At 61.8% G+C, this 25,828-nt stretch carries 21 protein-coding genes; 12 read left to right on the forward strand and 9 right to left on the reverse strand.

Annotated features, from left to right (window positions below; genetic code table 11):
- Window positions 1–15 precede the first annotated feature (15 nt).
- Complete coding sequence (locus tag GQB03_RS16805) at window positions 16–1,782, forward strand: AsmA family protein (RefSeq protein WP_159691875.1); 1,767 nt, start codon at window positions 16–18, stop codon at window positions 1,780–1,782.
- Window positions 1,783–1,809: 27 nt separating this feature from the next.
- On the opposite strand, the gene recJ is transcribed toward GQB03_RS16805, so the two are convergent.
- On the reverse strand, window positions 1,810–3,501 hold the full coding sequence (recJ, locus tag GQB03_RS16810; RefSeq protein ID WP_159691877.1) for a single-stranded-DNA-specific exonuclease RecJ: 1,692 nt from the start codon (window positions 3,499–3,501) through the stop codon (window positions 1,810–1,812).
- The gene (locus GQB03_RS16815) at window positions 3,498–4,517 is read right to left on the reverse strand and encodes a hypothetical protein (RefSeq protein WP_159691879.1); all 1,020 of its coding nucleotides are present in this window, start codon (window positions 4,515–4,517) and stop codon (window positions 3,498–3,500) included. The genes recJ and GQB03_RS16815 overlap by 4 nt, the downstream gene beginning before the upstream one ends.
- Before the next feature lie 137 nt (window positions 4,518–4,654).
- Here GQB03_RS16815 and GQB03_RS16820 point away from each other — a divergent pair, with 137 nt between their 5' ends.
- The 3 genes from GQB03_RS16820 to GQB03_RS16830 all read left to right on the forward strand — a co-directional run bounded on the left by GQB03_RS16820 (window position 4,655) and on the right by GQB03_RS16830 (window position 8,771).
- A complete protein-coding gene (locus GQB03_RS16820) occupies window positions 4,655–5,905 on the forward strand; it encodes a lipoprotein-releasing ABC transporter permease subunit (RefSeq protein ID WP_159691881.1) in 1,251 nt (416 codons plus the stop codon).
- Window positions 5,898–6,596 carry a lipoprotein-releasing ABC transporter ATP-binding protein LolD gene (gene lolD, locus GQB03_RS16825; protein ID WP_159691883.1) on the forward strand — a complete coding sequence of 233 codons (699 nt, stop codon included), beginning with the start codon at window positions 5,898–5,900 and terminating at the stop codon, window positions 6,594–6,596. Before GQB03_RS16820 ends, lolD begins: the two co-directional genes overlap by 8 nt.
- Before the next feature lie 147 nt (window positions 6,597–6,743).
- A complete protein-coding gene (locus GQB03_RS16830; protein ID WP_159691885.1) occupies window positions 6,744–8,771 on the forward strand; it encodes a methyl-accepting chemotaxis protein in 2,028 nt (675 codons plus the stop codon).
- 28 nt (window positions 8,772–8,799) lie between these two features.
- Here GQB03_RS16830 and GQB03_RS16835 read toward each other — a convergent pair whose 3' ends face one another.
- Entirely contained in the window at window positions 8,800–9,867 is a 1,068-nt protein-coding gene (locus GQB03_RS16835; RefSeq protein WP_235027107.1) for a potassium channel family protein, read from the reverse strand.
- Window positions 9,864–10,406, reverse strand: coding sequence for a DUF2062 domain-containing protein (locus GQB03_RS16840; RefSeq protein WP_159691887.1), 543 nt, complete (start codon window positions 10,404–10,406; stop codon window positions 9,864–9,866). The genes GQB03_RS16835 and GQB03_RS16840 overlap by 4 nt, the downstream gene beginning before the upstream one ends.
- Window positions 10,407–10,492: 86 nt before the next feature.
- On the opposite strand from GQB03_RS16840, the gene GQB03_RS16845 reads away from it, so the two are divergent.
- Both GQB03_RS16845 and GQB03_RS16850 read left to right on the forward strand, forming a co-directional pair.
- Entirely contained in the window at window positions 10,493–12,823 is a 2,331-nt protein-coding gene (locus tag GQB03_RS16845) for a DNA internalization-related competence protein ComEC/Rec2 (RefSeq protein WP_159691889.1), read from the forward strand.
- A gap of 111 nt (window positions 12,824–12,934) precedes the next feature.
- Window positions 12,935–13,816 carry an alpha/beta fold hydrolase gene (locus GQB03_RS16850; protein ID WP_407644546.1) on the forward strand — a complete coding sequence of 294 codons (882 nt, stop codon included), beginning with the start codon at window positions 12,935–12,937 and terminating at the stop codon, window positions 13,814–13,816.
- A 68-nt stretch (window positions 13,817–13,884) separates the two neighbouring features.
- Here the strand turns inward: GQB03_RS16850 and GQB03_RS16855 are convergent, their stop codons facing one another.
- Window positions 13,885–15,054 (reverse strand): DUF2863 family protein, encoded by a 1,170-nt coding sequence (locus GQB03_RS16855; protein WP_159691893.1) that lies wholly within the window; start codon window positions 15,052–15,054, stop codon window positions 13,885–13,887.
- Window positions 15,055–15,139: 85 nt separating this feature from the next.
- Window positions 15,140–15,973 (reverse strand): posphoenolpyruvate synthetase regulatory kinase/phosphorylase PpsR, encoded by an 834-nt coding sequence (ppsR, locus tag GQB03_RS16860; RefSeq protein WP_159692003.1) that lies wholly within the window; start codon window positions 15,971–15,973, stop codon window positions 15,140–15,142.
- A gap of 112 nt (window positions 15,974–16,085) precedes the next feature.
- Here ppsR and ppsA point away from each other — a divergent pair, with 112 nt between their 5' ends.
- From ppsA to GQB03_RS16890, 6 genes are all read left to right on the forward strand, one after another.
- On the forward strand, window positions 16,086–18,452 hold the full coding sequence (gene ppsA / locus GQB03_RS16865; protein WP_159691895.1) for a phosphoenolpyruvate synthase: 2,367 nt from the start codon (window positions 16,086–16,088) through the stop codon (window positions 18,450–18,452).
- A 144-nt stretch (window positions 18,453–18,596) separates the two neighbouring features.
- Window positions 18,597–19,601: a M23 family metallopeptidase gene (locus tag GQB03_RS16870; RefSeq protein WP_235027108.1), complete on the forward strand. Its 1,005-nt coding sequence runs from the start codon at window positions 18,597–18,599 to the stop codon at window positions 19,599–19,601.
- Between the two features lie 89 nt (window positions 19,602–19,690).
- Window positions 19,691–19,966: a hypothetical protein gene (locus tag GQB03_RS16875; protein ID WP_159691897.1), complete on the forward strand. Its 276-nt coding sequence runs from the start codon at window positions 19,691–19,693 to the stop codon at window positions 19,964–19,966.
- Window positions 19,967–19,998: 32 nt separating this feature from the next.
- Window positions 19,999–20,421 carry a bactofilin family protein gene (locus GQB03_RS16880; RefSeq protein WP_159691899.1) on the forward strand — a complete coding sequence of 141 codons (423 nt, stop codon included), beginning with the start codon at window positions 19,999–20,001 and terminating at the stop codon, window positions 20,419–20,421.
- A 12-nt stretch (window positions 20,422–20,433) separates the two neighbouring features.
- On the forward strand, window positions 20,434–20,883 hold the full coding sequence (locus GQB03_RS16885) for an NfeD family protein (protein ID WP_159691901.1): 450 nt from the start codon (window positions 20,434–20,436) through the stop codon (window positions 20,881–20,883).
- 17 nt (window positions 20,884–20,900) lie between these two features.
- Complete coding sequence (locus tag GQB03_RS16890; protein WP_159691903.1) at window positions 20,901–21,758, forward strand: SPFH domain-containing protein; 858 nt, start codon at window positions 20,901–20,903, stop codon at window positions 21,756–21,758.
- A 23-nt stretch (window positions 21,759–21,781) separates the two neighbouring features.
- Here GQB03_RS16890 and GQB03_RS16895 read toward each other — a convergent pair whose 3' ends face one another.
- Genes GQB03_RS16895 through GQB03_RS16905 form a run of 3 tightly spaced genes read right to left on the reverse strand, consistent with a single transcriptional unit; the run spans window position 21,782 to window position 25,826 of the window.
- Window positions 21,782–23,233 carry a glycosyltransferase family 39 protein gene (locus tag GQB03_RS16895; RefSeq protein WP_159691905.1) on the reverse strand — a complete coding sequence of 484 codons (1,452 nt, stop codon included), beginning with the start codon at window positions 23,231–23,233 and terminating at the stop codon, window positions 21,782–21,784.
- A complete protein-coding gene (locus tag GQB03_RS16900) occupies window positions 23,230–24,783 on the reverse strand; it encodes an ArnT family glycosyltransferase (protein WP_159691908.1) in 1,554 nt (517 codons plus the stop codon). The genes GQB03_RS16895 and GQB03_RS16900 overlap by 4 nt, the downstream gene beginning before the upstream one ends.
- Window positions 24,780–25,826 carry a glycosyltransferase family 2 protein gene (locus GQB03_RS16905; protein WP_159691910.1) on the reverse strand — a complete coding sequence of 349 codons (1,047 nt, stop codon included), beginning with the start codon at window positions 25,824–25,826 and terminating at the stop codon, window positions 24,780–24,782. Before GQB03_RS16905 ends, GQB03_RS16900 begins: the two co-directional genes overlap by 4 nt.
- Window positions 25,827–25,828: the final 2 nt, after the last annotated feature.

The raw sequence follows: 25,828 nt of genomic DNA on the forward strand, positions 1-25,828 counted from the left end.
TTCTGGTAGATCGGCATGAGCGAATTGCGAGACGACCTGGTCCTCGTCCGGACCGAGGCCGGGGACAGCGCGGCGCGGCGGCCTCGCCGAATTGCGTCTTCGCGTGCGCGGGCAGCGTTGTTGTTGCTGGATGGCGTGCTTACGATCGGCGAACTCAAGCGGCGCTTTGGCGATTCGCTGGAAGTCGAGGCTGCGATGGAGGAATTGCTGGCGGAAGGTCTCGTGGCGGATCGCGACGAGTCGCCGTCAGGCGCCGACGCGGCAACGTCCATCGATGCGCGATCGGATTCCCTGGTGCAGACCGCGGCTACGGAAGAGGGCAACGGCCCTCCGACGGAGTTGCCTACCGGCAAGGCACGGTCGGGCTCGGGCGAGGGGCCCGCCAGTGATCTGCGAATCGAGCCTAGCCTGCGAACCAATACCGTTTTCCCGGACGACGATTTGCCGCCTCCGACCGAGTCGGGCACCCCGCGACCCGAAGAGCCGAAAGAGCCTTCGCGGGCGGTGTTGGCGGCGGACCGTGCGCGTTACCACTTCGTCCGGACGATGCGCGGTTTCGGTTACCTGGTGCTCGCGACGCTTGCGGTGGCGCTGTTCGCATTGGCCTTCAAGCTTCCCGAATGGTATCGCGGTGAAATCGAGTCGCATGCTCGTGGAGTCGGCGGCCAGACGCTGAGGATCGATTCGCTTGGCGTCGCCTGGAAGCGGGGACCAGTCCTGCTTCTTGAGGGCATCAGCTTCGTCGATGACGAATCGGTCGGAATCGCCTCGGTTGCGGTGGCGCCGGACTGGTATGAGTTGATGTCGCGTGGAAGACTATCGACGCGACTGGACATCGACGGATTGAGGGGGCGTCCGTCGGCCCTCAGAAACCTGCTGGCGCGTCTTGACCTCGATTCATTGTCGACCGGAAGGATCTCGTTCGGAGGCTTGAGGGTCGAGCTTGCCGAAGGCATGGCGCCGATTTTTGCGGGAGAGGCATCGGTGTCCGGAGGTTATGTCGGGACGCTGAATCTGCGTGACGAGTCGGATCTGGTGCGAATCAGGGTCGATGGCCTCGACGCGATGCCACTGAAGGTGTCGATGGCAGCCTCGGGGTGGACCTCGCCTTTACTGGACAAGCTCAAATTCGAACAGATGCAGATGGATGGTGAGCTTCTGGACGATCAACTCAGGTTGACCGACATGCGGGCGGCAGCCCAAGGTGGGCGTTATTCTGCGACCGGGACGCTGTTGTGGAATCCCGCTCCGTCCTTTGAAGGAATGCTGTGGCTTGATGGTGTGCAACTCGAACGCCTTTTGCTTTCGGTCTTGCCGGGCGCCCGAGCGGAGGGGAGCATCTCGGGCCGTTTCAAGCTGACCAGCAGTGCGCAGACGACCAGCGGGCTGGCGGCCAATGCCCGTATCGACGGCGACTTCAAGGTCGTTCGGGGAAACCTCGGCAGCGCCGACCTGGGCGGCGTTCTGCGCGAGCGTGGCGGCGGAACGGTACAAGGGGGAATGACGCGATTCGATACGGTACGTGGCCATCTGCGGACGTCGGCGGAGCTGATCACGGTGGATATCAGACAGCTCGATGCCGGAGGGCTCGACGCAGTCGGGACACTTCGTCTTCCTGCCGATGGCACGGTGAACGGGAGAATCCAAGGCTCGGTTCGGGCGGGTGAGCGGCAGCTTTCCCTGCCGATCGAGGTGTCCGGCTCGGTTGCAGCGCCAGCCTTGAGGCTTCGACCCGAGGCTCCGGCTACGCCTGAGACGGGTGCGCAAGCGTCCGGCGAATGATCGATCGCAGCTGTTGATTGCCGCGGCTCAGGCCGCTTCGAAATGATCGAGCATCAATTGCACCTTGCTTTGGCCGTTGTACTCATTGACGGCGAGCCGGTATGCGGCGTGGATGCGGCCCGGCGCGCTCTCGGCGAAATTGAACTGGATCGCGTCGAACACGTCCTGTCCCTTCCTGAGGCGTAACTTGAGGTGCCGGTCCTTGAGCAGACGCTGGCTCTCCACTTCGAAGATGTCATCGAACACCGGGCCCGGAAAACCCTGACCCCAGACTTCCCTTTCCAGCAGGCGGGCGCCTTCGAGCGACATGTAGGCGCTTTCGAGCGCCCCGTCTGTCTCGATGGTCCGGGTAAGCGCGGCCGGGTCGACCAGTGCGGCGACAACGAGTTCGAAAGCGCGCCGGAAGCGCTCGAAATCGGCCTCATGGATGGTCAGTCCGGCAGCCATTGCGTGCCCGCCGAACTTGAGGATCAGGTCCGGTTGCTGTTTGCTGACCAGATCAAGCGCATCACGAAGGTGAAGACCTGGAATGGATCGCCCGGAGCCCTTCAGCTCTCCGGCGTTTCCGCGGGCAAAGGCAATCGTGGGGCGGTGGAACCGTTCCCGGATGCGGCCGGCAAGAATGCCGATCACACCCTGATGCCAGTCAGGTTCGAAGAGCGAAATCGATACGGATTCCCCTGGGTCGACTGCCTCCAGGCGCAGTAGTGCGCCTTCCTGCATGTCGGCTTCGATGGCCCGGCGCTCACGGTTCAATCGATCGAGCTCCTGCGCGATATTGAGTGCACGCCCCATGTCGTCCGTGATCAGACATTCGATTCCAAGCGACATGTCGGCGAGTCGGCCAGCGGCATTGAGCCGGGGCCCAAGCGCGAAACCGAGATCGAAGGTCGTGGCCCGCTCCGCTTCGCGTCCTGCCGCGGCGAAGAGGGCGCGGATTCCCGGTTGGACCCGCCCCGCACGCATCCGCTGCAAGCCCTGAGAAACCAGAATCCGGTTGTTGTGATCGAGTTGAACAACGTCGGCTACCGTGCCGAGCGCAACCAGGTCGAGCAATTCTCCGAGGTTCGGCTCCGGGGCATTCTCAAAGGCCCCACGACTGCGCATTTCCGCGCGCAGGGCCAGCATGGTGTAGAACATCACGCCAACGCCGGCGAGGGCCTTGCTCGGAAAATCGCAACCCGGCTGATTGGGGTTCACGATCACGTCGGCTTCGGGGAGTTCGTCACCAGGCAGGTGGTGATCGGTAATCACGGTGGCAATGCCACACTCCCGGGCGGCTGCGACGCCTTCGACGCTGGCGATTCCGTTGTCAACAGTGATCAGGACCTCGGGCTGGATCCCGGTGGCCAACTCGACGATGGCCGGTGTCAGGCCGTAGCCGTATTCGAAGCGATTCGGCACCAGGTAATGTACGTCTGCACCGAAGGCCCTCAAGGCGCGCACGCCCACCGCGCACGCCGTGGCGCCGTCGCAGTCGTAGTCCGCGACGATGACCATGCGCGCACCGGCTTCCACTGCGTCCGCCAGCAATTGCGCGGCCTCCCGAACGCCGCGCAATTGCTGTGGCGGTATCAAGGCCTTGAGCCCATAGTCGAGATCACTGCGAGCGCTGATGCCACGTGCCGCGTAAATACGGGCCAGCAGGGGAGATATCCCCGCGTCCACGAGGCGTTGAGTGGTGCCGGCAGGCATGGTTCGGGCAAGAATTCTGGTCATGCGATGTTCTTATGAAAGGCGTCGAGCGGGAGCGGATGCTTCCAGAAGCGCCACAGGCTGCCCGCTTTCAGGGTGAAGTCGAGGGTTGCACGCTCGCATGGTGCGGTGATTCGCAACTCGTCGAGGCTGCCTGTCTTGAGGGCGGCGAGCGCGGGCGCGAACCAGTCGCGCTCGAGTGCGATGAGTCCATTGCGCCAGTCGTCGAGATTCAGATACTGGGCACTTTGCTGGAGTTGTTCCAGGATCGCCAACGCACTGCTGCCGGTCTTGATGTCGAGGCGTGTCGAATCGGTGCAGACAAGGCCGGCGAGTCGGACCAGACCGCGTGCCAGGGTGCCGTTTGCCTGGATGAGCTGCGCGGGTCGTTGCAGCGCGCTCGGCGGATCGCCGGCACCCCAGAACCACAGGCTGTTGATCGGACGAAAACCGCTGGCTTCGCGGGCTGCATTGACCGGGTGGCCATGCAGCCACACCTGGATCTCGTTGCTGAGCCTGTGCCAGTCGCGGGCCTGAATACCTTCTGGCATGAAGGGCCCCACCGGCCGGCCGGCGACGTCGGAAAGCGCCGCGAAGTTCGCCTCGGGTCGCTTCGTCGACCACAGATACCATCGATCTGCCGCGGGCGCCTCGAACCGGCCGATGTCTGAAAATGTTTCGTTCAACCCCTCGATGATCCGGGCTGCTTCGTCTTCACGTATCTCGAGTCCGCTGGCATCGGCCAGCAGCAGATGTTCGCGCGCGAAGTGGAGGTTGACCGGGTCGGCGCACAGGCAGGTGCCGATGTCGTGCAGCGGCGCCACAGGCTCTCCCGCGCGGCGCAGTGCGGCATGTGGCAAGGCATCCGTTGCGAGCCCGAAAAGATCGGCGAGGCAGCGGTCGAGCGATTGAGCAGGCCTTGCAGCGGGCCTGGCATGACCAAGAATGGTCTCGAGGGCAGGGAGTGCAAGACCACCGGCCGGCGTCGGCGTGCGCGAGGCAGGCCAGAGCAGGCCGGGGATGATCAGACGGTACGGCATGGGTATCTCTCGCGGAGGCGACGATGTTAGCACGAGGCGACGCCGCGGCCCGATCGCAGGTGGTACCGGCAGGGTCGGGGCAGTTGCGGCACAATAGCGCCTTCTTTCGGACTGGCGGGCGATTCTGGCCCGGGATAATGCGATACGAATGGCTCGTCGGGCTGCGCTACACCCGCTCGCGAAAGCGGGCTCAGGGGCGTAACCGTTTCATTTCCTTCATCTCCCTGGTGTCGATGTGCGGCATCGCTCTCGGCGTGGCGGCCCTGATCACCGTGTTGTCGGTGATGAACGGTTTTCAGGAGGAGTTGCGCAGCCGTATCCTGGGCGTTGCGTCGCATGTCCAGATATCGGGTTACGACGGCGAGCTCGAGAGTTGGCAGGCCGTTGCGGATGCGGCGGTGAAGAATCCGGATGTGCTTGCCGCCGCACCGTTCGTCGAGGCTCAGGGAATGCTGTCGGTAGACGACTCGGTGCGAGGCGTACTCGTGCGCGGTGTTTTGCCGGCCCAGGAGGAGACTGTCGCGAATTTCGCCGGTTACATGCGTTCCGGCAAGCTCGAGGACCTGCAGCCGGGGCGCTTCGGTATCGTCCTCGGTGCCGAGCTTGCGCAGGCTCTCAGGGTTCGTCTCGGTGACAAGGTGACACTGATCGCACCACAAGGGCTGGTCACGCCGGCAGCCGTTCTGCCGCGGGTCAAGCAGTTCACCGTGGTGGGGGTGTTCGAGGCAGGCATGTTCGAGTTCGATTCCGGACTTGCGCTGATCCACATGCATGATGCGCAGGTTCTGTACCGCATGGGTGACCGGGTCTCCGGTGTACGCCTCAAGCTGGGCGACCTCTTTTCCGCGCCACGCGTGGGTGCCCAACTTGCTGCCACGCTGGGAGCAGTGCGGGTCACCGACTGGACCCGCAGCCATGCCAATTTCTTCCGCGCGGTCGCGCTCGAAAAGAAGATGATGGCGATCATCCTGTTCCTGATCGTCGCGGTCGCGGCCTTCAACATTGTTTCGACGCTGGTCATGGCGGTGCAGGAAAAGTATGCGGATATTGCGATTCTGCGCACGCTCGGAGCGTCTCCCGGATCGATCATGGCGATCTTCGTGCTTCAGGGAACGATCATCGGCTTTGTCGGACTGGCCGCGGGTACGCTCGGTGGCACGCTGCTGGCAAACAACCTCGATGTGGTGATTCCAGCGCTGGAGCATCTGCTCGGAACCACCTTGTGGAACAAGGAGATCTACTACATCAGCGAAATGCCTTCGAAGGTGTTGTCGTCCGACGTCATCACCATCACGAGCGTTTCCTTCGTCCTGACCCTGCTTGCGGCGCTGTATCCGAGTTGGCGGGCATCGAGGGTTAATCCGGCGGAGGCGCTGCGCTATGAATGAAAATCTGGCTCTCGACGCGGCATCGCCGGTGTTGGAGAGCGTCAATCTCTCGAAGAGTTTTCGGGAAGGGCAGGATGCGGTAGAGGTATTGCGCGGCGTGTCGCTATCGGTCGCCCGCGGCGAGCGGGTGGCCATCGTCGGCGCCTCGGGCTCGGGCAAGAGCACGCTCTTGCACCTGCTCGGCGGACTGGATGTGCAGAGCGCCGGAGAGGTCCGCCTGATGGGGCTCAATCTCGGCAAGCTGCGCGATGCGGAGCGTGGGCGTCTGCGGAATCGATGCCTGGGATTCGTCTATCAGTTTCACCACCTGCTGCCGGAGTTCAGTGCGCTCGAGAACGTGGCGATGCCCTTGTATATCCGGCGCATGTCGGCGGAAGCCGCGGATGCGCAGGCAAGGGCGATGCTCGAAGAGGTCGGGCTGGGGCATCGTCTCGATCACGCTCCGGGCGAACTCTCGGGCGGCGAACGTCAGCGGGCCGCGATCGCACGTGCTCTCGTCACCCAGCCGGCCTGCGTGCTGGCGGACGAACCCACCGGCAACCTGGATCGTCGTACCGCCGAGGTGGTTTTCGACCTGATGCTTTCGCTCAACCAGCGGCTGAAGACGAGTTTCGTCATCGTGACCCACGACGAAAGTCTCGCACGGCGGGCCGGGCGGGTGTTGAGGCTGGAGGATGGCCGACTCGTTTGACGGCTGTGCTGTTTGCCGCAGCCTGGTGCGGGTGGGCGGCGATTCCGGGGCAAATTCACTCAAGGCGGTGCTCAACCTGTCGTTACATCGCTGGTGTACACGTCTTGAATGATGCGTTGCTTCCCGGCGCGCAATCCGGAGTCAATCGTGAATGCCTTCTTTTTTCCCGCCATCGCGCTGCTGAACAGGCTGCGCTACAACGCAAAGTTCCTTCTCATCGGCGGTGTCGCGCTGTTGGCGAGCGGAATGCTTATCGCGCAGATATTCGTGCAGGTGCGCGAGGAGGTTGGGTTCGTGGACTCCGAGCTGAGAGGGGTCCAGGTCCTGACGCCGGCAATGCAGGTCCTCACGTTGATGCAGCAACACCGTGGCCTGTCATCGGGACTCCTGGGCGGCAGTGAAGCGCTGCGCCCGAAAGTCGTGGCCAAGACGGCCGAGCTGGACGCCGCGGTGGCGGCGTTTGACGCCGCGCTCGCCGGGCCGGGCAGCGATTTCGGGCTCGACCAGGGGTGGTCCGCACTGAAGGACCAATGGGCGAGGCTGCGCCGTGAGGGCCTGGCGATGGTCCAGAGTGACAATTTTGGTGCGCATACCAGGATGATCAACGGCATGCTCACCTTCATTGGTGATCTGGGCGATCAATCGAAGCTTTCGCTGGACCCGGAGGCGGCGTCCTACAACTTGATCGAGCCCATGCTCCGGGTCATTCCGGAGGTGACGGAGCGTCTCGGGAAACTGCGCGGCAAGGGGACCGGTGTCATTGCGAAGGGGGCCCTTGTGCGTGCCGACGAGGTTGCGCTGATCTCGCAGCTTGCCGAACTCGATCTCGCCCGCGCAGTGCTGGAAGACCGGCTCGGCCGTGCGGCGCGTGAACGCACGGCGGCATCCGGCGCACTGGACACTGCGAAATCCGAAATCACCAGTGCCATTAACAAGGTGCGCGATGCAACTGCCGACGAGATTCTGTCGCAGCGCTTCGCCATGGCGCCGGGCGCGTTCTTCGATATCGGTACCGCCGCGATCGACGTCGTGCTCCGTCACCTCGAACAGGATATCCGTCCCGCTGCCGTGGCCTTGCTGGAGGCACGGGGTGCGAAACTTCGGCATGAACTGTGGTTGAACGTCGGTGTGGCGATCGCCGCGCTGTTGGTCGTCGGCTACCTTTTCATTGCAACCTACCTGTCGATCCAGACATCGGTAAACGAGCTGTCTGCCGGCGCTTCGCAACTTGCCGGCGGCGACTATACCGCCCGGGTGGTGTTCTCCGCGCGTGACGAGCTGGCCGTCGTGGCCGGTCAGTTCAACGAGATGGCACGCAGCCTTTCGGGACTGGTGGGGCAGGTCCAGCGCAGCGCGATGAGTGTCGGCGAAGCGGCTTCGCGGCTTGCTGCATCATCGACCCAGGTGGCGCGCGGCTCTGAGCAGCAAAGCGAAGCGGCCTCCAGCATGGCAGCGGCAATCGAGCAGATGACCGTCGGAATCGACGAAATCAGTCGGCATGCAGGCGATGCCCAACGCAAGTCTCAGGAATCGGGTCGGTTGTCGGAGGAGGGCCAGGAGGTCGTGAAGCTCTCGGTGCAGGAGATGGAGCGGATTGCCGCAACCGTGAATGAGGCCGCCGGGGTGATCGAACAGCTTGGTACCGAATCCTCGCGCATCAGCAACATGGTGCAGTCGATTCGCGAGATCGCGGATCAAACCAATCTGCTGGCGCTGAATGCGGCGATTGAAGCAGCGAGGGCTGGTGAGAGCGGGCGAGGGTTTGCGGTGGTTGCCGATGAGGTCCGGAAATTGGCCGAGCGCACGAGCACGGCGACCCAGGAAATCACGACCATGGTCACGGCGATCCAGGAGGGCACCGGCAAGGCCGTTGTGACCATGCAACAGGGGGTCACCCGGGTGCACGAGGGCGTGGCACTGACCAGCAAGGCCGGGGCCGCGATGCATCAGATAAACGACGGTGCGCAGAGCGTGGTCGGTTCGGTGACGGATATCAGCGATGCGCTCAGGGAGCAGAGCACCGCTAGCAACGAAATCGCCCGAAGCGTCGAGCGGATTGCGCAGATGGCGGAAGAGAACAGCGTGGCCGTCCGTTCTACCGCTTCGACCGCGGAAGGCCTCGAGAGCCTCGCACGCGAGCTTCAATCGCAGGTGGAGCGTTTCAAGGTAGCCTGATTCCGCTGGCGATCCATCCTGCCGACGCTCATGCCTGGTTGACCAGGGCATCCGCGGCGAGTCGCCCGTCGGGTGAGCACATCGTGACGATGATCTGACCCGGTTCGATCAGGAAATCCGCTGGAGGATTGAAGATGAAGTCACGCCCCACGCGTACGCCGAGGACGATGACTTCGGCACTGTCGAGGGCCAGTCGGCCGCGGCTGCGCGGCTCGAAACCTTCCGGTACCGGCAGCTCTTCGAGGCGGTAGCCTTCGGACGAGCGCAGCATCTCGTCGAGCAGCGATTGGACGTGCGGGCGCAGCATGGTCGACGCGATGCGCATCCCGCCGGTGAAATCCGGTGAGACCACGACATCCGCACCGGCCTTGCGGATCTTTTGTACATTGCGTAGCTCATGGCAGCGCGCGACGACGCGAAGCTGGGGATTGAGTTGCTTGGCGGTCAGCGCGATCATGAGATTGCGGCTGTCGTCGCCTGTTACGGCAAATACACCAGCCGCGTCGCCAATGTCGGCGGCGAGCAGAAGATCATCGTCACTTCCATCGCCCTGCAGATAAAGCAGATCGGGAAACTGCTCGCGCTGACTCTCGAGACATTCCTCGTCCGTATCGATCGCCACGAACTGACGGCGGGTAATCTTGAGTTCATGGGCAACATTGCGACCGACACGCCCGAAACCGCAGACGATATAGTGATGCCGCAACTTCCGGATCTGCTTTTCCATGCGTCTTCTCCGCAGGGTGTAATCGAGGTCGCGTTCCAGAAAGAAGACCGCGAGACTGGTAAACAGGAACGTGACCGCACCGAAGCCGGCCAGCGATATCAGGCCGGTGAACAGGCGCGCCGCGAAGCCTTCGACGGGCACGACCTCGGCGTAACCGACTGTCGTGATCGTGATCAGCGTCATGTAGAAGGCGTCCGAAAGGTTCGCCTCGCCGTCCCCGATGAGGTAGAAACCGACCGAGCCGATCAGCAGCAGGAAGAGGAGCACGCCGAGCGCAAAGTATATGCGCTTGAGAATACGGCGAAGCTGGGTGCGGCGACCGGTTCCAACCGCCGGTATTTCCTTTCGATGGGTATGCCTGAAGATCAAGATCCCCTCTTGCGCATCGCACGTTTTCGCCACGCACGTATCAGATGCCAGCGCCACAGCCCCCGCACGATCAGGTAACCGCTCGTCGAGAGGGCTCCGGCCATTGCGATCAGGCCGAGCGCCAATGGCTTGCCGAGACCAGCCATCCAGTCGATCAGTGCGCCGGCCCAGTTTGAGATCGGTAATGACCCGAGTTCTGGTGGTGGAGTGAAGGTGCTGCCGCTGCCAATCAGCCATTCGCCGACGCCGAAGGCTGCGAGATAGAGCGGGACGATGGTAAACGGGTTGGTGTAAAGCGTCGTGAGTAGTGCCAGGGGAAGATTGACCCTGAATACCACGCAGCAGATCGCCGCACCCAGCATCTGGAACGGGCCGGGGATCAGGCCGCAGAAGAGGCCGACTGCCACTGCGCCTGCTGCGGAATGCCGGTTCAGGTGCCATAGTCTCGGGTGGAGCAGGGTATTGCCGAACGGCGCGAGCCAGCGATTCGAGCGAATCGCGTCCGGGTCGGGGAGGTAGGTCTTGAGCAGGTTTCGCATGTCGGGTCCGCGGCACGATTGTAACCGAGGCCATTTCGTCTGCAGCTGCTCACGCATCGCTACCGAAGCAGGCTATAGTCGCCGCGATGAATACCATTGTCATTGGCGCTCTTGTTGGAACCGGCCTTCTCCAGTGCCAGCCAGAGCTGCCCGTAGGCTGGTTTGCCTATGTGCTCGCGATGCTTTCGTTACCACTGTCAGTCATTGCGGTTCGTTCGGTCGATGCCGTCGTCTGGCGGTCGGTATCCCTGCTGGCGCTGGCGACGCTTCTCGGATTCGGCTGGGCATGGTGGCGGGCGGAGTTGCGACTCGCGGAGGTCCTGCCGATGAGTGCAGAGGGACAAGACGTTGCCGTGGTCGGCGTGATCGATGGTTTGCCTGCGGCCACCGGACTCGGCGTACATTTCCCGTTCCTGATCGAAGCCGGGCCGACATGGCTGCCGCGACGGGTTGCTCTGACATGGTATGCGGCAAACCGCGATGATTCTCCGCTGCCCGAAGTGCACGCCGGGGAGCGCTGGGCGCTCACGGTCCGGCTCAAGCGGCCGCACGGTGCCGCCAACCCCGGTGGGGTCGACCGCAGTCTTCACATGCTTGAAGAAGGCATACGGGCGAGCGGATACGTGCGCAATGCGCTGGACAACGAGCGACGCGAGGCCGAGGCGGACGGTTTGACGCTGTTGGTGCTGAGGTTACGTGAGCGAATTCGCGAACGGATGCTCGGAGGAATGCAGGGTAACGAGTGGGCTGGCGTGCTGGTTGCCCTAGCGGTTGGTGATCAACAGGCGATTGACGAGCGACAATGGGATCGTTTCCGGCGGCTCGGCATTGTCCATCTCGTCGTCATTTCCGGATTGCACATCACCCTCGTCGGCGGCCTCGCGTATCTGCTCGCCGCGTGGATCTGGCGCCATACGCGTGGACCGCTGCACCTGCCGGTACAACGCTTTGCCACGCTTGGCGGCGCGCTTGCCGCGTCGACCTATGCTTTGCTGGCCGGAATGGGCGTATCGGTACAGCGCAGTCTCATCATGTTGCTGGTCGTTGCCGTGGCCCATTTTCTTGCGCGCAGGGTCCGGACTGCGACGGTCCTCGGCTGGGCCGGGCTTCTCGTGCTGGTGATCGATCCCTGGGCTGTGCTTGCGGCGGGATTCTGGCTTTCCTTCGGTGCGGTTGCCGTGCTCGTGTACATCTCTTCCGGAGAGATCGCGGGGCTGACTGGATGGCGTGCGATGGTCCGTGCGCAAATGGCGGTGGCCTTGCTGATGATGCCGGCTTTGCTGGTCTTCTTTCACCAGTTCTCGGTCGTGGCCCCTCTGGCCAATGCGCTTGCGATACCGGTACTCGGCATGGTGATCACGCCGCTCAGCCTCGTCTACGCGGTGCTGCCAATCGGGCAGATCGGTAGCGCGGTCGGCATTCTGCTGGACTGGACGATGATCCCGCTCGATTGGCTCGCGGCGCTGCCCTCGGCGGTCTGGCAGCAGGCACCACCGCCACTGCCAGTGGTGCTGGCCGGGTTGGTCGGATGCATCTGGATGTTTCTTCCGCTTGGAACTCCCGGACGCTTCGTGGGCATTCTTGCACTTTGGCCGATGCTCGCGTGGACGCCGGAACGACCCGCAGCAGGCGGCTTCCGGGTCGTGGTGCTCGATGTTGGCCAAGGCCTTTCGGTGCACGTCCAGACCGCCGGTAACGATCTGCTTTTCGACGCCGGGCCGGCAATACCGGGAGGTGGGGACAGTGGGCAGCGCGTCGTGTTGCCCTATCTTCGCGCAGTTGGCGTGCGGAAGCTCGATACCCTGGTGGTGAGTCATCCCGATCTCGACCATGCTGGCGGCGCAGGAGCCGTACTTGGTGGGGTGCCGGTCGGAAGGCGCATGATTTCGCCGGGTGATGCCGAAAGGATGATCGAGCCGGCAAGCTGGGAGTATTGCCGGGCAGGCCGGAGCGAGCTGTTTGATGGGGTGCGTTTCGATTGGCTGCATCCGGATGTCCGGGATGACGGCGAACGCGAATCGCACGGAAACAACCGCTCCTGTGTGCTGAAGGTAACGGGCGTTCACGGCAGTGTTCTGCTGACCGCCGACATAGAGGCGAAGGTCGAAACCGCCCTGGTTCGAAAGCTCGGTCCGAAGCTGAAGGCGGATGTCCTGCTGGTGGCTCATCACGGCAGCCGATCGTCATCCTCGTCCGTATGGGTCGACGCCGTCAGTCCCGGGTCAGTGATCTATTCGGTGGGTTACCGCTCACGCTTCGGACATCCACATGCCGACGTCTGGGCGCGCTGGAGCGCCGCGGGCGCGTATGCCTACCGTACCGATGTTCAGGGGGCGATCAGTGTCGACGTCGCGGACGGTCCGCCAAAACTGACTGCCGAACGCGAAGAGCATCCGCGTTACTGGCACGGGCGTTAAGCCCTGACGGGTCAATGCGTCGCGTGTACCTTTGATCGAGCCATGCGCGGCGGCATGGAAACCGTGCTCGGGATACACTTGGAGTGCCTGAAAATCTGGAGCGGCAGCAAAATGAATACATCGTCGGGGACCTCCGCAAGCGTGGCCGGGATGCGGGAGCGGAGCGTTTCGTGTCTCGGGTCGGGTGGATTCCATCGCATGGCCTATACCGAATGGGGTGATCCGGGAAATCCGGATGTGCTCGTCTGCGTGCACGGGCTGACCCGTAACGGCCGCGATTTCGACGATCTCGCGCGGGCGATGAGCGACCGCTACAGGGTGGTCTGCCCGGACGTTGTCGGGCGTGGCCGCAGCGATTGGTTGCGCGACAAGATGGGTTACGGCTTTCCTACGTATCTGGCAGATATGGCCGCGCTGATCGCGCGCCTTGATGTCGAGACGGTGCATTGGGTCGGGACGTCGATGGGGGGGCTGATCGGGATGCTCCTGGCCAGTCAGCCCGGGACCCCGATTGCCCGCATGGTCCTCAATGATGTCGGACCGATCGTGACCGCCGTCTCACTGCAGCGGATCGGTCCCTATGTGGGGACCGCCCCCGTATTTGCTTCGCTGGATGCCGCGGAGGCCTACATCCGAGAGGTCAGCGCGCCGTTCGGGCCGCTGACCGATGAGCAATGGAAACATCTCACCAAGTATGCGGTCCGACCGGAAGGCAAGGGGTTTGCGATGGTCTACGACCCTGCAATCGGAGATGCCTTCCGGGCCGCGCCGGCGGATGAAGACGTGGATCTGTGGGGTGTTTACGACGCGATTCGCTGTCCGACACTGGCCATTCGTGGTGCGGAGTCCGATTTGCTGATGCGTGACACACTAATGGAAATGTCGCGGCGTGGCCCACATGCCGAAGTGGTGGAGATTGCAGGCGTCGGTCATGCTCCGATGCTTCTCGACGAGGGGCAGATCGGAATCGTGCGCCGTTTTCTGCTCGGTTGATTCTTGGGGCAGGAAAGAGGCGCCGGTCCATTGCCTACTGCCTCGGAGCAGCTTGCCGCGAGGCGGTTTCAGTGCAAATGCCGTGGCGCCTGTTCGGCCTGCTCCTCGGGCATTTCGGCGTGAACTACTTCGCCTTCGGGTGAAGGGTAGTAGGGGGCCCCGCAGTCGTCACAGTACTCGAGCGGATAGCGGTGATCGAGAATGATGATGTCACGTACGCCGGAATCACGCAGTACCGTTTCGATCTGGCCTACTATATCCGCGTTTTCATCCTCGGCGCCGAGCAGAGGCCATACCACGCCGTGGACCACGGTGTCTTTCTCGCGCTGCGCAAAACCGATCCGGTATTCCTCGAGTTGCTGATCGTAAAATGGGGCAACGACTGCACGAAGCGAGGATGCGGGGGTCTCGAGTGTTGTTCCTAGAAAGGAAACCGAGGCACGCACGGAATAGGGGCGGCTCTCGCGATCCGCTTCACGGCTTGCCGCGAAATAGGTTTCCGGAAGAACGACCTCGAGTGCGCAGCCGGGCAGCATGGGGGCGATACATGCACCGCCCTGTGCGCGCCACTGCTCCAGAGCCTGGTCGCGCGAGCAGCCCGGATGTTGCCAACGGAACAGCGCCTGCCCCTTGGGTACCGCTACCGCCGCGAGCAGGTAGCGGGTGTCGGAAAGAAATTGACCGGTCTCTGCCAGGGCGGCTGGATCGATATGCAGATCCAGCCGATCGAGTGCCGCCTGCCCGAGTGCATCCGCAAACTGGGCCGTGGCGCAGTAGCCTGCCGGCAATTGGTCCGGACTGAAGAGAAAATCTGCGACCGCGAGCAGCGCGTCGTCCGCGAGGACATGGGCCTGCAGATGAACGCGCAGGTTGGCCACCACCGCAGGAGCAATGCTGCTCGAGGGAATACGGAACCGGGACCACGACAACACAGGTGCTGCAAGCAGCAGGATGTCATGCTGCAGATTGCCGCGGAGTGCGGTTTCGGCGCGCGACTCGATGTAATCCGCCAGTTCATCGTAGGCGCGGGGATTCGAGGAAAGCAGGTGGTCGAGGGTATCGTTGAACGCAGTTTCGTCCTTGTCCTCCAGCAGCCTGTCGATGGTTGCCGTGAGCTGCGTTTCCCAGAACCTGTCCTCGGCGCGGCTCCCCGATTCGGCCATACCTACCGCAAGGCGTGAAAGATTCTCCGCGTCGCGGGATAGGCCGCTACGACGCGCAAATCGGCTGCGTTTCATGAATTGTCCTGTCGAGTCCAGTGAATTGCGTTACGAGTCGATCGCACGCGTAACCTCGGGATTGTAGCTGGATGCAGGCGGATCCTCAGAATACGTGCTTTCGGTTGAGATGAACGTCCTGGAGGATCGTTGCCGATATCTCCTCGATCGATTTGGTCGTGGATTCGAGCCATTTGATTCCTTCCCGGCGCATCAGTCGCTGGGCGGCGTCGATTTCGTATCGGCAGTTTTCGAGCGAAGCGTAGCGGGAGTTCGGTCTGCGTTCCTGCCGGATCTGTGCAAGTCTCTCGGGAAGAATGGTGAGGCCGAATAGTTTCGCGCGGTATTTGTGAAGCTCGCCGGGCATCTTGTTGCGCTCGAAGTCTTCCGGTATCAGCGGGTAGTTCGCCGCCTTGACGCCGAATTGCATGGCCAGATAGAGACTTGTAGGTGTCTTCCCCGAACGGGATACGCCGACGAGGATGACGTCAGCTTCCGCAAGCTCCGTATTGGAAATCCCGTCGTCGTGGGCAAGGGTGAAGTTGATCGCTTCAATGCGTTTTTTATACTCGAGACTGTCGGCGATTCCATGAAAGCGCCCGACTGCGTGGGTTGACCGCTGGCCGAGCTCGCTTTCAAGGGGGACGATGAATTTCTCGAACAGATCGAGAAACAGCGCGTTCGACTTGCGGATCACGTCGACCGAGTCGGGATTGACCAGCGTATTGAAGACGATCGGACGGACGCCATCTGACTCGGCCGCCTCGCGGATCTGCGTTGCGCAGTCGATTGCCTTGTCGAGATTGTCTACGAAAGGCAGGCGCACCTGACGGAAGCGGCTTTCCGGGAATTGGGCGAGCAGGCTGTGCCCGAGGGTTTCGGCGGTGATGCCTGTCCCGTCGGATATGAAGAACACGGTTCGGGTGTTGGACTGCGTCATGGTTCGTGTGACAAACTCCGAAATTTCTGGGTTTACCCTGCTATGCGGCAGAGCAGCAAAAGCTAAAATTGCATTTTGCGTTCTCAAATCAATTTAAGGAAGGCCATTGCCCATGACCCGTTACGTGATCCCATTCGAAGAACTGCGCATGTCCGACGTCGAGGAGGTTGGCGGGAAGAATGCTTCGCTCGGCGAAATGATCAGTCAGCTGCCTTCGAGTGTACGTGTGCCTGGCGGTTTTGCCACTACCGCCGGAGCCTATCGGGCATTTCTCGCGCATGAGGGCCTGTCCGACCGAATCAATGCAGCGCTCGACAATCTCGACGTGGACGATGTCGATGCACTGGTGAAGACCGGCACCGAAATTCGCCAGTGGATTGTCGATACGCCATTCCCGCCTCAGCTCGAGGCTGAGATAAAGACCGCATACGAAAAAATCACTGCCGAAGGCGAAGGCAGTTTTGCGGTGCGTTCATCGGCCACCGCTGAGGATCTGCCGGACGCATCGTTCGCGGGACAGCAGGAATCCTTCCTGAACATCCACGGCTACGAGAATATCCTGCACGCCATCAAGGAGGTGTTTGCCTCGCTCTATAACGACCGGGCGATCGCCTACCGGGTGCACAAGGGTTTCGCGCATGCGGATGTGGCCCTCTCTGCCGGTGTGCAGCGCATGGTCCGTTCGGATATCGGCGCTTCAGGCGTGATGTTTACGATCGACACCGAGTCCGGCTTCAAGGATGTGGTGTTCATCACCGCATCGTTCGGGCTTGGCGAAACGGTCGTGCAGGGGGCTGTAAACCCGGACGAATTCTACGTCCACAAGCCGACGCTCGCCCTCGGCAAACCTGCGGTGATTCGCCGCAATCTCGGCTCCAAGCTCATCAAGATGGTATTTACCGAGAAGAAGGTTGCGGGCCGTTCGACCACCACGGTCGACGTTCCCGAAGCGGAACGCAACAAGTTTTCGTTGTCGGACGAGGACGTCCTCGAGCTGGCACGCTACGCGGTGATCATCGAGCAGCATTACGGTCGTCCGATGGATATCGAATGGGGCAAGAGCGGTGACGACGGCAAGCTCTACATCCTGCAGGCACGCCCTGAGACGGTGATGAGCCAGAACGCTGGTTCGGTGATGGAGAAATACCGCCTCAAGCAGTACGGAAAATCGCTGACCCATGGACGCGCGATTGGTCAGAAGATCGGTGTCGGTCCGGTACGGGTCATCCATTCGCCGAGTGAAATGAATCGTGTCCAGCCGGGAGATGTATTGGTGACCGACATGACCGACCCCAATTGGGAGCCGGTCATGAAGCGCGCGAGTGCGATCGTCACCAACCGTGGCGGACGGACGTGTCATGCAGCGATCATTGCCCGCGAGCTGGGTATCCCGGCAATCGTCGGTTGCGGTAATGCAACCGACGTGCTTGATGAAGGTTCATCGGTGACCGTATCGTGCGCGGAGGGTGATACCGGCTACGTTTACCGCGGCAAGCTCGACTACGAGGTGGTTACCACCGATATGGGCAACCTGCCCGAGATTCCGGTGAAGATCATGATGAACGTCGGGAATCCGGAACTCGCCTTCGAGTTTGCCCAGATTCCCAACAGTGGCGTTGGACTTGCGCGACTGGAGTTCGTGATCAACAACATGATCGGGATCCATCCAAAAGCGATCCTCGAGCTCGGACAGGTGCCCGCGAGTCTGCGCGAGGAGATCCTGCGTCGTTCGCGTGGTTACCTTACTCCGAAACAGTTCTTCATCGAGAAGCTGGTCGAGGGGGTTGCGACGATTGCGGCGGCGTTCTATCCGCGCCCGGTGATCGTGCGCATGTCCGATTTCAAGTCCAACGAGTATCGCAAGCTGCTTGGTGGCGAAATCTATGAACCGGAAGAAGAAAACCCGATGCTGGGTTTCCGGGGCGCATCTCGCTATATCGCGCCGGCTTTCCGCGACTGCTTCGAAATGGAAGTGGCTGCGATGAAGAAGGTGCGCAACGAGCTCGGTTTGACCAACGTTCAGTTGATGGTGCCGTTCGTGCGCAATGTGGACGAGGCCCGCGGCGTGGTCGAATTGCTTGCTCAGCACGGCCTCAAGCGCGGCGTCAATGATCTCAAACTGATCATGATGTGCGAGATCCCGTCGAATGCGCTCCTGGCGGAGCAGTTCCTCGAGTATTTTGACGGTTTTTCGATCGGTTCCAACGATCTGACACAACTGACGCTCGGGCTGGACCGTGATTCCGGTCTGGTTGCCCATGCGTTCGATGAACGGGATGCGGCAGTGAAGATGTTGTTGTCGATGTCGATCACGACAGCAAATCGTCTCGGCAAATATGTTGGGATATGCGGCCAGGGGCCCTCGGATCACGCCGATTTTGCCGAATGGCTCATGGACGAAGGAATCCAGACGATTTCATTGAACCCCGATACAGTGGTCGACACTTGGCTGAGGTTGGCCGCGCATCGCATGGAGTAACTGTTCTGCCGCTTGACGGCGAGATGTGCAAAAGCGGTGAGGCATAGCCTCACCGCTTTTGCTTTGAGGGCCTCGATGACGCCTTATTAGATGGGGTCCCGGCGTCTTCCGAGTACCGGTCGATGATATACTGCAAAAGTTTTGTTGCTCGCTGCCGATATCTTGCGAGAAACATGGTTGTTCCGAATCGAGTTTTCGGGGCCTTTGACATTACTGGAGACGAGAGCCATGGCATTCGTCATTCTTTCAGCCGGAACCACGACGAGTTCCAAGGTCAGAACCTTGAGTGCGAAAGCGCTCGGTATGACTGCTTTGGCGACGGTCGGTCTGGCCTTGCTCGCAGGGCTGGGGATCGGTTACGGGATAGCCCGCAACGAGGCGCCGGTTGTACAGCAGACGGTGAGCGTCGAGCCCGAAAGCAAATTCGTGATCAACCGGGTCGGAGAGCTTGCTGGGCGGCTCTACAAGCTCGAGTCAGAGGCGGTTCAGCTTGCCAAGCGCATTGGTGCCCTGAAGGATTATGAAAAGCGGGGCAAAGGCCCCGCTGTAAAGGCTGGTGGGCCGGAGGCGAAGGCAATGCCGGGACAAGGTGGTCCGATGATTCCGCCTGTCGGCAGCACACGGGCCCATCCTCACGTAATGGCCGATTCGGTTGATGACAGCCTGTCAGCGCTCGAATCGGATCTCCAGCGACTGGAGAACACGTTGAGTTCGATCGATCACCTCGCCTTGCAACGCAACCTCAGTTACATGGCCTTTCCGAGCCGCGTCCCTGTGTCGGATTCTCGCGTCGGTTCGCGATTCGGAAACCGTTCGGACCCTTTCAATCATCGCCTCGCATTTCATAGCGGACTCGATTTCCCCGCGCCGATAGGTACTCCGATCCGCGCAAGTGCCGGCGGCCGGGTCGTATTCGCGGGTTGGCGCAGCGATTACGGTAATCAGGTTCAGATCGACCATGGCAATGGTCTGCTTACGCGGTATTCACATGCGTCAAAACTCGTTGTGAATGTTGGAGACGTGGTGACTCCGGGTCAGGTGGTTGCGATGGTGGGTTCGACCGGCCGGTCGACGGGACCCCACCTGCATTTCGAAGTACTCAAGGATGGCGAATTTGTCGATCCAGAGTCCTACCTGAATCTGTCTTGAGATTCCTCGGGGGGCTTCGCCGGCCGCAGACCAGGCGCTTGACAGATCCGGCATATTCGGTCGAGCGTGGCGGGGGGCTCAGAAGATCATTGTTCTTCCTTGTGCTCGCCGTCGTGCTCACGACAACGGCCTTTGGCGCGTTCAGATTTTTTCAGTCGTTCGTCGGCCCTTCGCAGCGTGTCGTGGAGCTCGAAACCGAGAACGCAAAATTGCAGGAAGAGCTGACCAAGGCGAGACTGCAACGTGAAATGGATGCCGCCACGCGGAGCGAACTCGAGAATCAACTCACGACACTGAATTCAGAACTGCGACGCCTCCGGGAGGAGGTGGGGTTTTTCAAGCGCTCGCAGCCGGCGCGCCGCTAGCTCTTAAAATTCAGTCAGATCAGGAGACGGGCATGTTCCGGAAGAAGCAGAATAAATCGATCGAAATCAACAAATTGTCGAGCCTCGTCGCCGACAACGTAGAGATCAACGGTGACATCGCGTTTTCGGCCGGATTGCGGGTCGATGGTCGTGTCAGTGGAAATCTGAGCAACAAGGAAGGTTCGAAAGGGCTGTTGGTCCTCAGTGACCAGGGCCGTATCGAGGGCGATGTGCATGTCTACGATGCGGTGGTCAACGGCACGATCGTCGGCAATTTGACGGTCGATCACTTTCTTGAACTCCAGCCCAAGTCGCGCGTGACCGGCAACATCAGTTACCGTCAGCTGCAGATGGACTGCGGTGCCTCGGTGGACGGTACGCTGACCCGCATCGGCGACGAGCTTGCGGAGCGCAATGTGGTCGAGTTGCAACCGGCCGTTGCCAAGCAGTCCTGACATATTCCAGTCATGCTGTATGCGCTGCAATGGTGGCACTGGGTCGTGTTCGGCATCGTGTTGATGCTTTCCGAATTGGCGATACCCTCGTTTTTCGTAATTTGGTTTGGCTTCGGCGCGCTGCTTGTCGGCTTGCTGCTGGTGGCTCTTCCCGATCTTTCCCTTACGGCACAGCTTGGCGTCTGGACCGTGGCGTCCGTGGCAATGGTGTTCTTGTGGTTCCGGGTCTTTCGGCCAGGTTTTCAGCGCACGGGAATCGGGCAGTCCGATGGGGAAATAATCGGAGAGCCCGGCCTGCTTGTGGTGGACGTTGCACCGTATGCGCGTGGACGCGTACGTTTTCAGAAGCCGTTGCTCGGCTCGGAAGAGTGGGTCTGTATCGCCGACGAGGCCATCTCGGCCGGGGAACGGATAAGGGTTGTGTCGGTCGAGGGCAGTTTTCTTAAGGTAACAAAGGCCTGAACGGCCGGGAGAAGGGAATGAGTGAAGGCCTGATCGTGATGCTTGCGATCTTGATATTCGTGATCGTCACCATCGCTAAGGGTGTGAGGATCGTGTCGCAGGGCGAGGAGTGGGTCGTCGAGCGTCTTGGCAAGTATCATTCGACGCTCAAGCCCGGGCTACGCATCATCATTCCTTATCTCGACCGGGTGGCGTACCGCCTCGTAACCAAGGATCTCATCCTCGACGTCCAGGAGCAGGAGGTGATCACCCGTGACAATGCTGTGATCCTCACCAATGCGCTGGCATTCATCAAGGTCACCGATCCTGTCAAAGCCGTCTATGGCGTGACCGACTATGCGGAAGCGATCCGCAATCTGATCATGACGACGCTACGCTCGATCATCGGCGAGATGGATCTCGATGCGGCGCTGTCTTCGCGAGACAAGATCAAGGCGCGTCTGCGCGAGAGCATTGCCGACGAGGCCATCGACTGGGGTCTGACCGTGAAGTCGGTGGAGATCCAGGACATCAACCCCTCCGAATCGATGCAGCGGGCGATGGAGATGCAGGCCGCCGCCGAGCGCGAGCGCAAGGCCATGGTGACGCGTTCGGAAGGCGCCAAGCAGTCGGCGATTCTCGAAGCCGAGGCTCGTCTCGAATCCGCGAAACGCGACGCGAATGCGCAGGTGATGCTGGCCGAGGCTTCTGCCGAAGCGATTCGCCGTGTGGCCAGTGCCGTCGGCGACAAACCCGCGCCGATGTATTACCTGCTCGGTGAGAAGTACGTGACCTCGCTGCAGAGTCTGGGTGAATCCCAGAACGCCAAGATCGTGCTCCTGCCGGGTGATCTGCAAGAGGCGGTCAAGGGTTTGTTCTCCGGGGCGGGTCGCTAGGCAAGGCTTGCGGTGTGAGCAACTTACTCGTAGCCCTTGAAGCCTTTCAGCAGGAACAGATACACCTCGCGCCCGAAATCCCGATAGATCGTGACCTTGACGGTGCCGAGCGCCTCCGTGCTTGAGAAGCGAGCCGAGATGTCGTCGATCGACGGCGTGCGGGAGACAAGCAGCACATCTCGGCCGAGCTTGTCGTGGAGCGTCGTAGTGAGCTGGTAATGGTCTATCACGCTGCCGGCCGGGTTCCAGCTGGCATAGTCGCGTGGATGGTCGAAATAGATCAACTGGGCCAGCAACTCCCGGTCCCGCGCGACCAGAATGGCATCGGGGTGCGCACGGATGGCGGGTGCGACGCCTTCGGCCAGTTCGTGCCAACCACGGGCCCGTTTGTACGGATCCTTGTTGCGGGTCATCTCGACACCAGCCAGCGCGGTGAGGTCGGGCCAATGGTAGATCAGCGATACCAGCAAGGCGTTGACCACGACGGCAGCGATTGCCCAGCGTGGCCGGCCGCTGCCGATCCAGAACGCGACGGTCAGCACCACGGCTGCGACGAAGGCCGGGGCGGCCCAGTTGCCATTTGCCCCGCCCGACGACGCCTGAATCCCGACCAGCAATAACAAGGGAAGGCAGAACGCAAGCAGCGCATGGTTGGCACGATTTTTCCAGACTCTGCCGATGCTGAACAATGCCCATACCAGACCGATCGAAAGCAGCGGACCGAAGGAGGCGAGCTGGGCAGTTAGAAACTCGCCGAGATTGGCGCTATCCGAAATCCCGTCATCGACGTGCGTGATTGCCGCAGTGTGACGCAGCGTGGGGAAGTCGTGCTGCCAGTTCCACCACAGGTTCGGGGCGAACACGGCCAGCGCCAGCAGCAGGGTCGCCCACGGGTGCGCGCTGGCAAGAGCGCGTCGGCCGGCGGGCAGCATCAGCATGACCAGCAGGGCGGAGGGCAGAAACGCGGCCATGGTGTACTTGGATTGCAGGCCCAGACCAACCGAAAGGCCGAGGCCCAGCCAGTCCGGCCAGCGGTCGCGTTCCAGCGCTCGCAGCAGGAAGAGCATGCCGAGGGACCAGAAGAACAGCAACGGGGCGTCCGTCGAGACGAACAGGCCAAGTGCGCCGACCAGCGGCATGGTCAGGAAGGCGAGGCCGGACCAGAAGCCGACGCGGGCATCGAAAAGCCGTGTGCCGATGGCGGCAATCACCAGCGACGTGGCCGGATAGAGCAGAAGGGCTGGCAATTTGACGGCGAGAATGCCGTCGCCGAACACGGCCGTCGAGGCCGCGATCAACGCGGCAATGACCGGCGGTTTCGAGAAGTAGCCCCAGTCGAGCGACTTGGACCAGCCCCAGTAGTAGGCCTCGTCCACATAGAGATCGATGCCGAGATGGCGAACGACCCACAGCCGGTAGGCGGTTATCAGCATACCGATGACGAGCAGCAGCAGCGTGCTCCGGGGCGCGCTCATTCCGGATGCCTGCGGATCAAGGCGACGCCACCTTCGGTTTCGAGCGTGTCGTAGCCCGACGATGGGATGCGGTCGATGCGTGTAACGGCAAGGCCGCCCGAGGCGGGTTCTTCCCGGCGTGTAACGGCTTGGCGGTAGACGCTGAAGCTTGGTGCGGTAAAGCTCTTCAGTGTCACCTCTTCGTTCATCTCACGGACTTTCAGCGCCATGTCACGCACGGGTCCCTGGACGAGCGTACCCGCATAAGGGACGACAACTCCGGCGAGAACCACAACCTGCAGTGCGGCCGCCACGACGAGCCGTTTCCAGAGCGCCTGTTTCCATCGGAGCATGACTGCGACCCAGATGAGCAGGGCGGAAAGGGTGGCGAGATAGTAGGAGGTATGGGCAAGCTCGAGTGCGCGCCCGAGCTGCGCACGGTAGAAGGCGTCTCCGGCACTCGAGTGGGAGAGGGCCGCGAAGATCAGGGGCAGCAGTGGAAAGGCCGCAAGAAAGAGGGTTGGTGCGAGCAGATGCGGCCATGTCCGGCGCGGCGCATCACGATGAGCCGCAATGAGAACGAACAGCGGCGTGATGCCGTACAGGACGTAGTGCGGAAGTTTGGTGCCGGAAAGGCTGAAGAACAGCACGACGAATCCGCTCCAGATCCACAGGAAGCGCCGTACGCTGGTGTGGGTATCGTCTCGAACATTGCGCAGTGCCGCGAAGAAGGGGCCCGACCATGGGAGCAACAGCAGGGGGACGGCAATCACGTAGTAGAGCGCGCTGCCGCCGTGGCCTTCGAGCGTGCCGGCGAAGCGCTGGACGTTGTGCTTCAGGAAAAAGCCATCGATGAAGAGTTGGCCGTGAATCGACAGCGCGGCCAGATACCACGGCAGCACGATGACCGCGAGGATCAGCCAGCCCGCCGGATCGAAGACAGCCTTGGCCCATTTGCGCCACTCGCCACGTGATGCGCAGTACAGAAAGGTAACCGCCGACGGCACGATAAGTGCGATCGGACCCTTGGTGAGGGCCCCGAGGCCCATCCACACGAAGGCTCTGAGCAAGGGAGGCCTGCGTCCCGATTCGAGGTGACGCCAGGCATCGAAGAGCGTCAGTGCGAGCAGCAGGTTGAGCAAGGCGTCTGCGGTGGCGGCGCGGCCGATGGCGAACGGGCCGAGCGCCGTTGCGGCAATGCCGAGGGCGACAAGCGCGGTGTCCGGTCCGAAACGCTGGCGCACGAACAGCCAGGTGGCGTAGCACCAGCCGACTGCGGCGAGCGCGGACGGCAGCCGGAACGCCCACTCGCTTGGGCCTAGCGCCAGGTAGGCGAGGGCCTGCAGCCAGTAGATCAGGATGGGCTTGTCGAAGCGGTGGTCACCGTTGAGGTAGGTCGACAGGAAGTCGCCACGTTCGAACATCTCGCGGGTTGCCTCGGAAAATGCGCCCTCGTCCACGTCGAAGAGCGGTGCACCGCCGAGTCGTAGCAGGAATGCGAGCAGCGGAAGCGCCAGTAGCAGGGCAACCAGCCACGGCTCGAGAGCCCTGCGCTCGAGCGTGTTCGTCATTGACGGGGGCCGCTCATCCATGCCTCGGCGTCGTCAAGCGGTGGCCGGTCGCGCGCGAGGTAGGCCTGGGATGCACCGGATTCGAAGAGAACACGGGTCAGCAGCTCCGCAAGCACGCCTGATGTCACCATCTGGATACCTGCGATGACCATGAAGAAGCCACCAAAAAGCAGCGGGCGGGTCCCGATGGATTCGCCCAAGAACAGCTTTAGGCCCATCAGGTAGGTGAGGATCAGCATGCCGATGGCCCCCAGCCCGATGCCGATGCCGCCAAAGAAGTGGCCGGGCCGTGTGCGGAAGCGCATGAAGAAATAGACGAACAGCAGGTCGAGCACCACCCTGAAAGTGCGCGAGATGCCGTACTTGGATTCACCGAATACGCGTGCGTGGTGGGTTACCACCTCCTGGGCGATGCGGCGCGGGGTAGTGACGGTGGCGAGCCATGCAGGAATGAAGCGGTGCATCTCGCCGTAGAGCTTGACGTTCTTGATGGCGCTACCGCGGAAGACCTTGAGGCTGCAGCCGTAGTCCTTGAGGTGTACCCCGGTCATGCGGGCGATCAGCCGGTTGGCGATGCGGGACGGAATTTTTCTCAGCAGCAGGCCGTCCTGGCGGTTCTTGCGCCAGCCTGCCACCAGGTCGAGATCTTCCTTGAGCAGGCGATTGACCATGCGCGGGATATCGATCGGGTCGTTCTGCAGGTCGCCGTCCATGGTCACGATGACGTCGCCGCGCGCGGCGTCGAGTCCGGCCTGCATCGCCGCGGTTTGCTTGAAGTTGCGAACCAGCTCGATGATCCGTACGTGAGGGCCGTAGGCCATCGCGCAGCGCCTGAGTTCGGCCGGTGTGGCGTCCGAGCTGCCATCGTCCACCAGCAGGATTTCCCAGGGATAGGGATACCCGTCGAGGGCGAGGTGGACACGTTCGAGCAGGGGTTCGACGTTTTCCGCCTCGTTGTACATCGGCACTACAAGCGACAGCCGGTGAGGGGGCAAGTCAGCCGGGATCTCGGGTGTTGCCGGCGGCAGGGGCGATTTGGTCATGG

Source organism: Cognatazoarcus halotolerans (assembly GCF_009800965.1).
Taxonomy (GTDB): Bacteria; Pseudomonadota; Gammaproteobacteria; order Burkholderiales; family Rhodocyclaceae; genus Cognatazoarcus; species Cognatazoarcus halotolerans.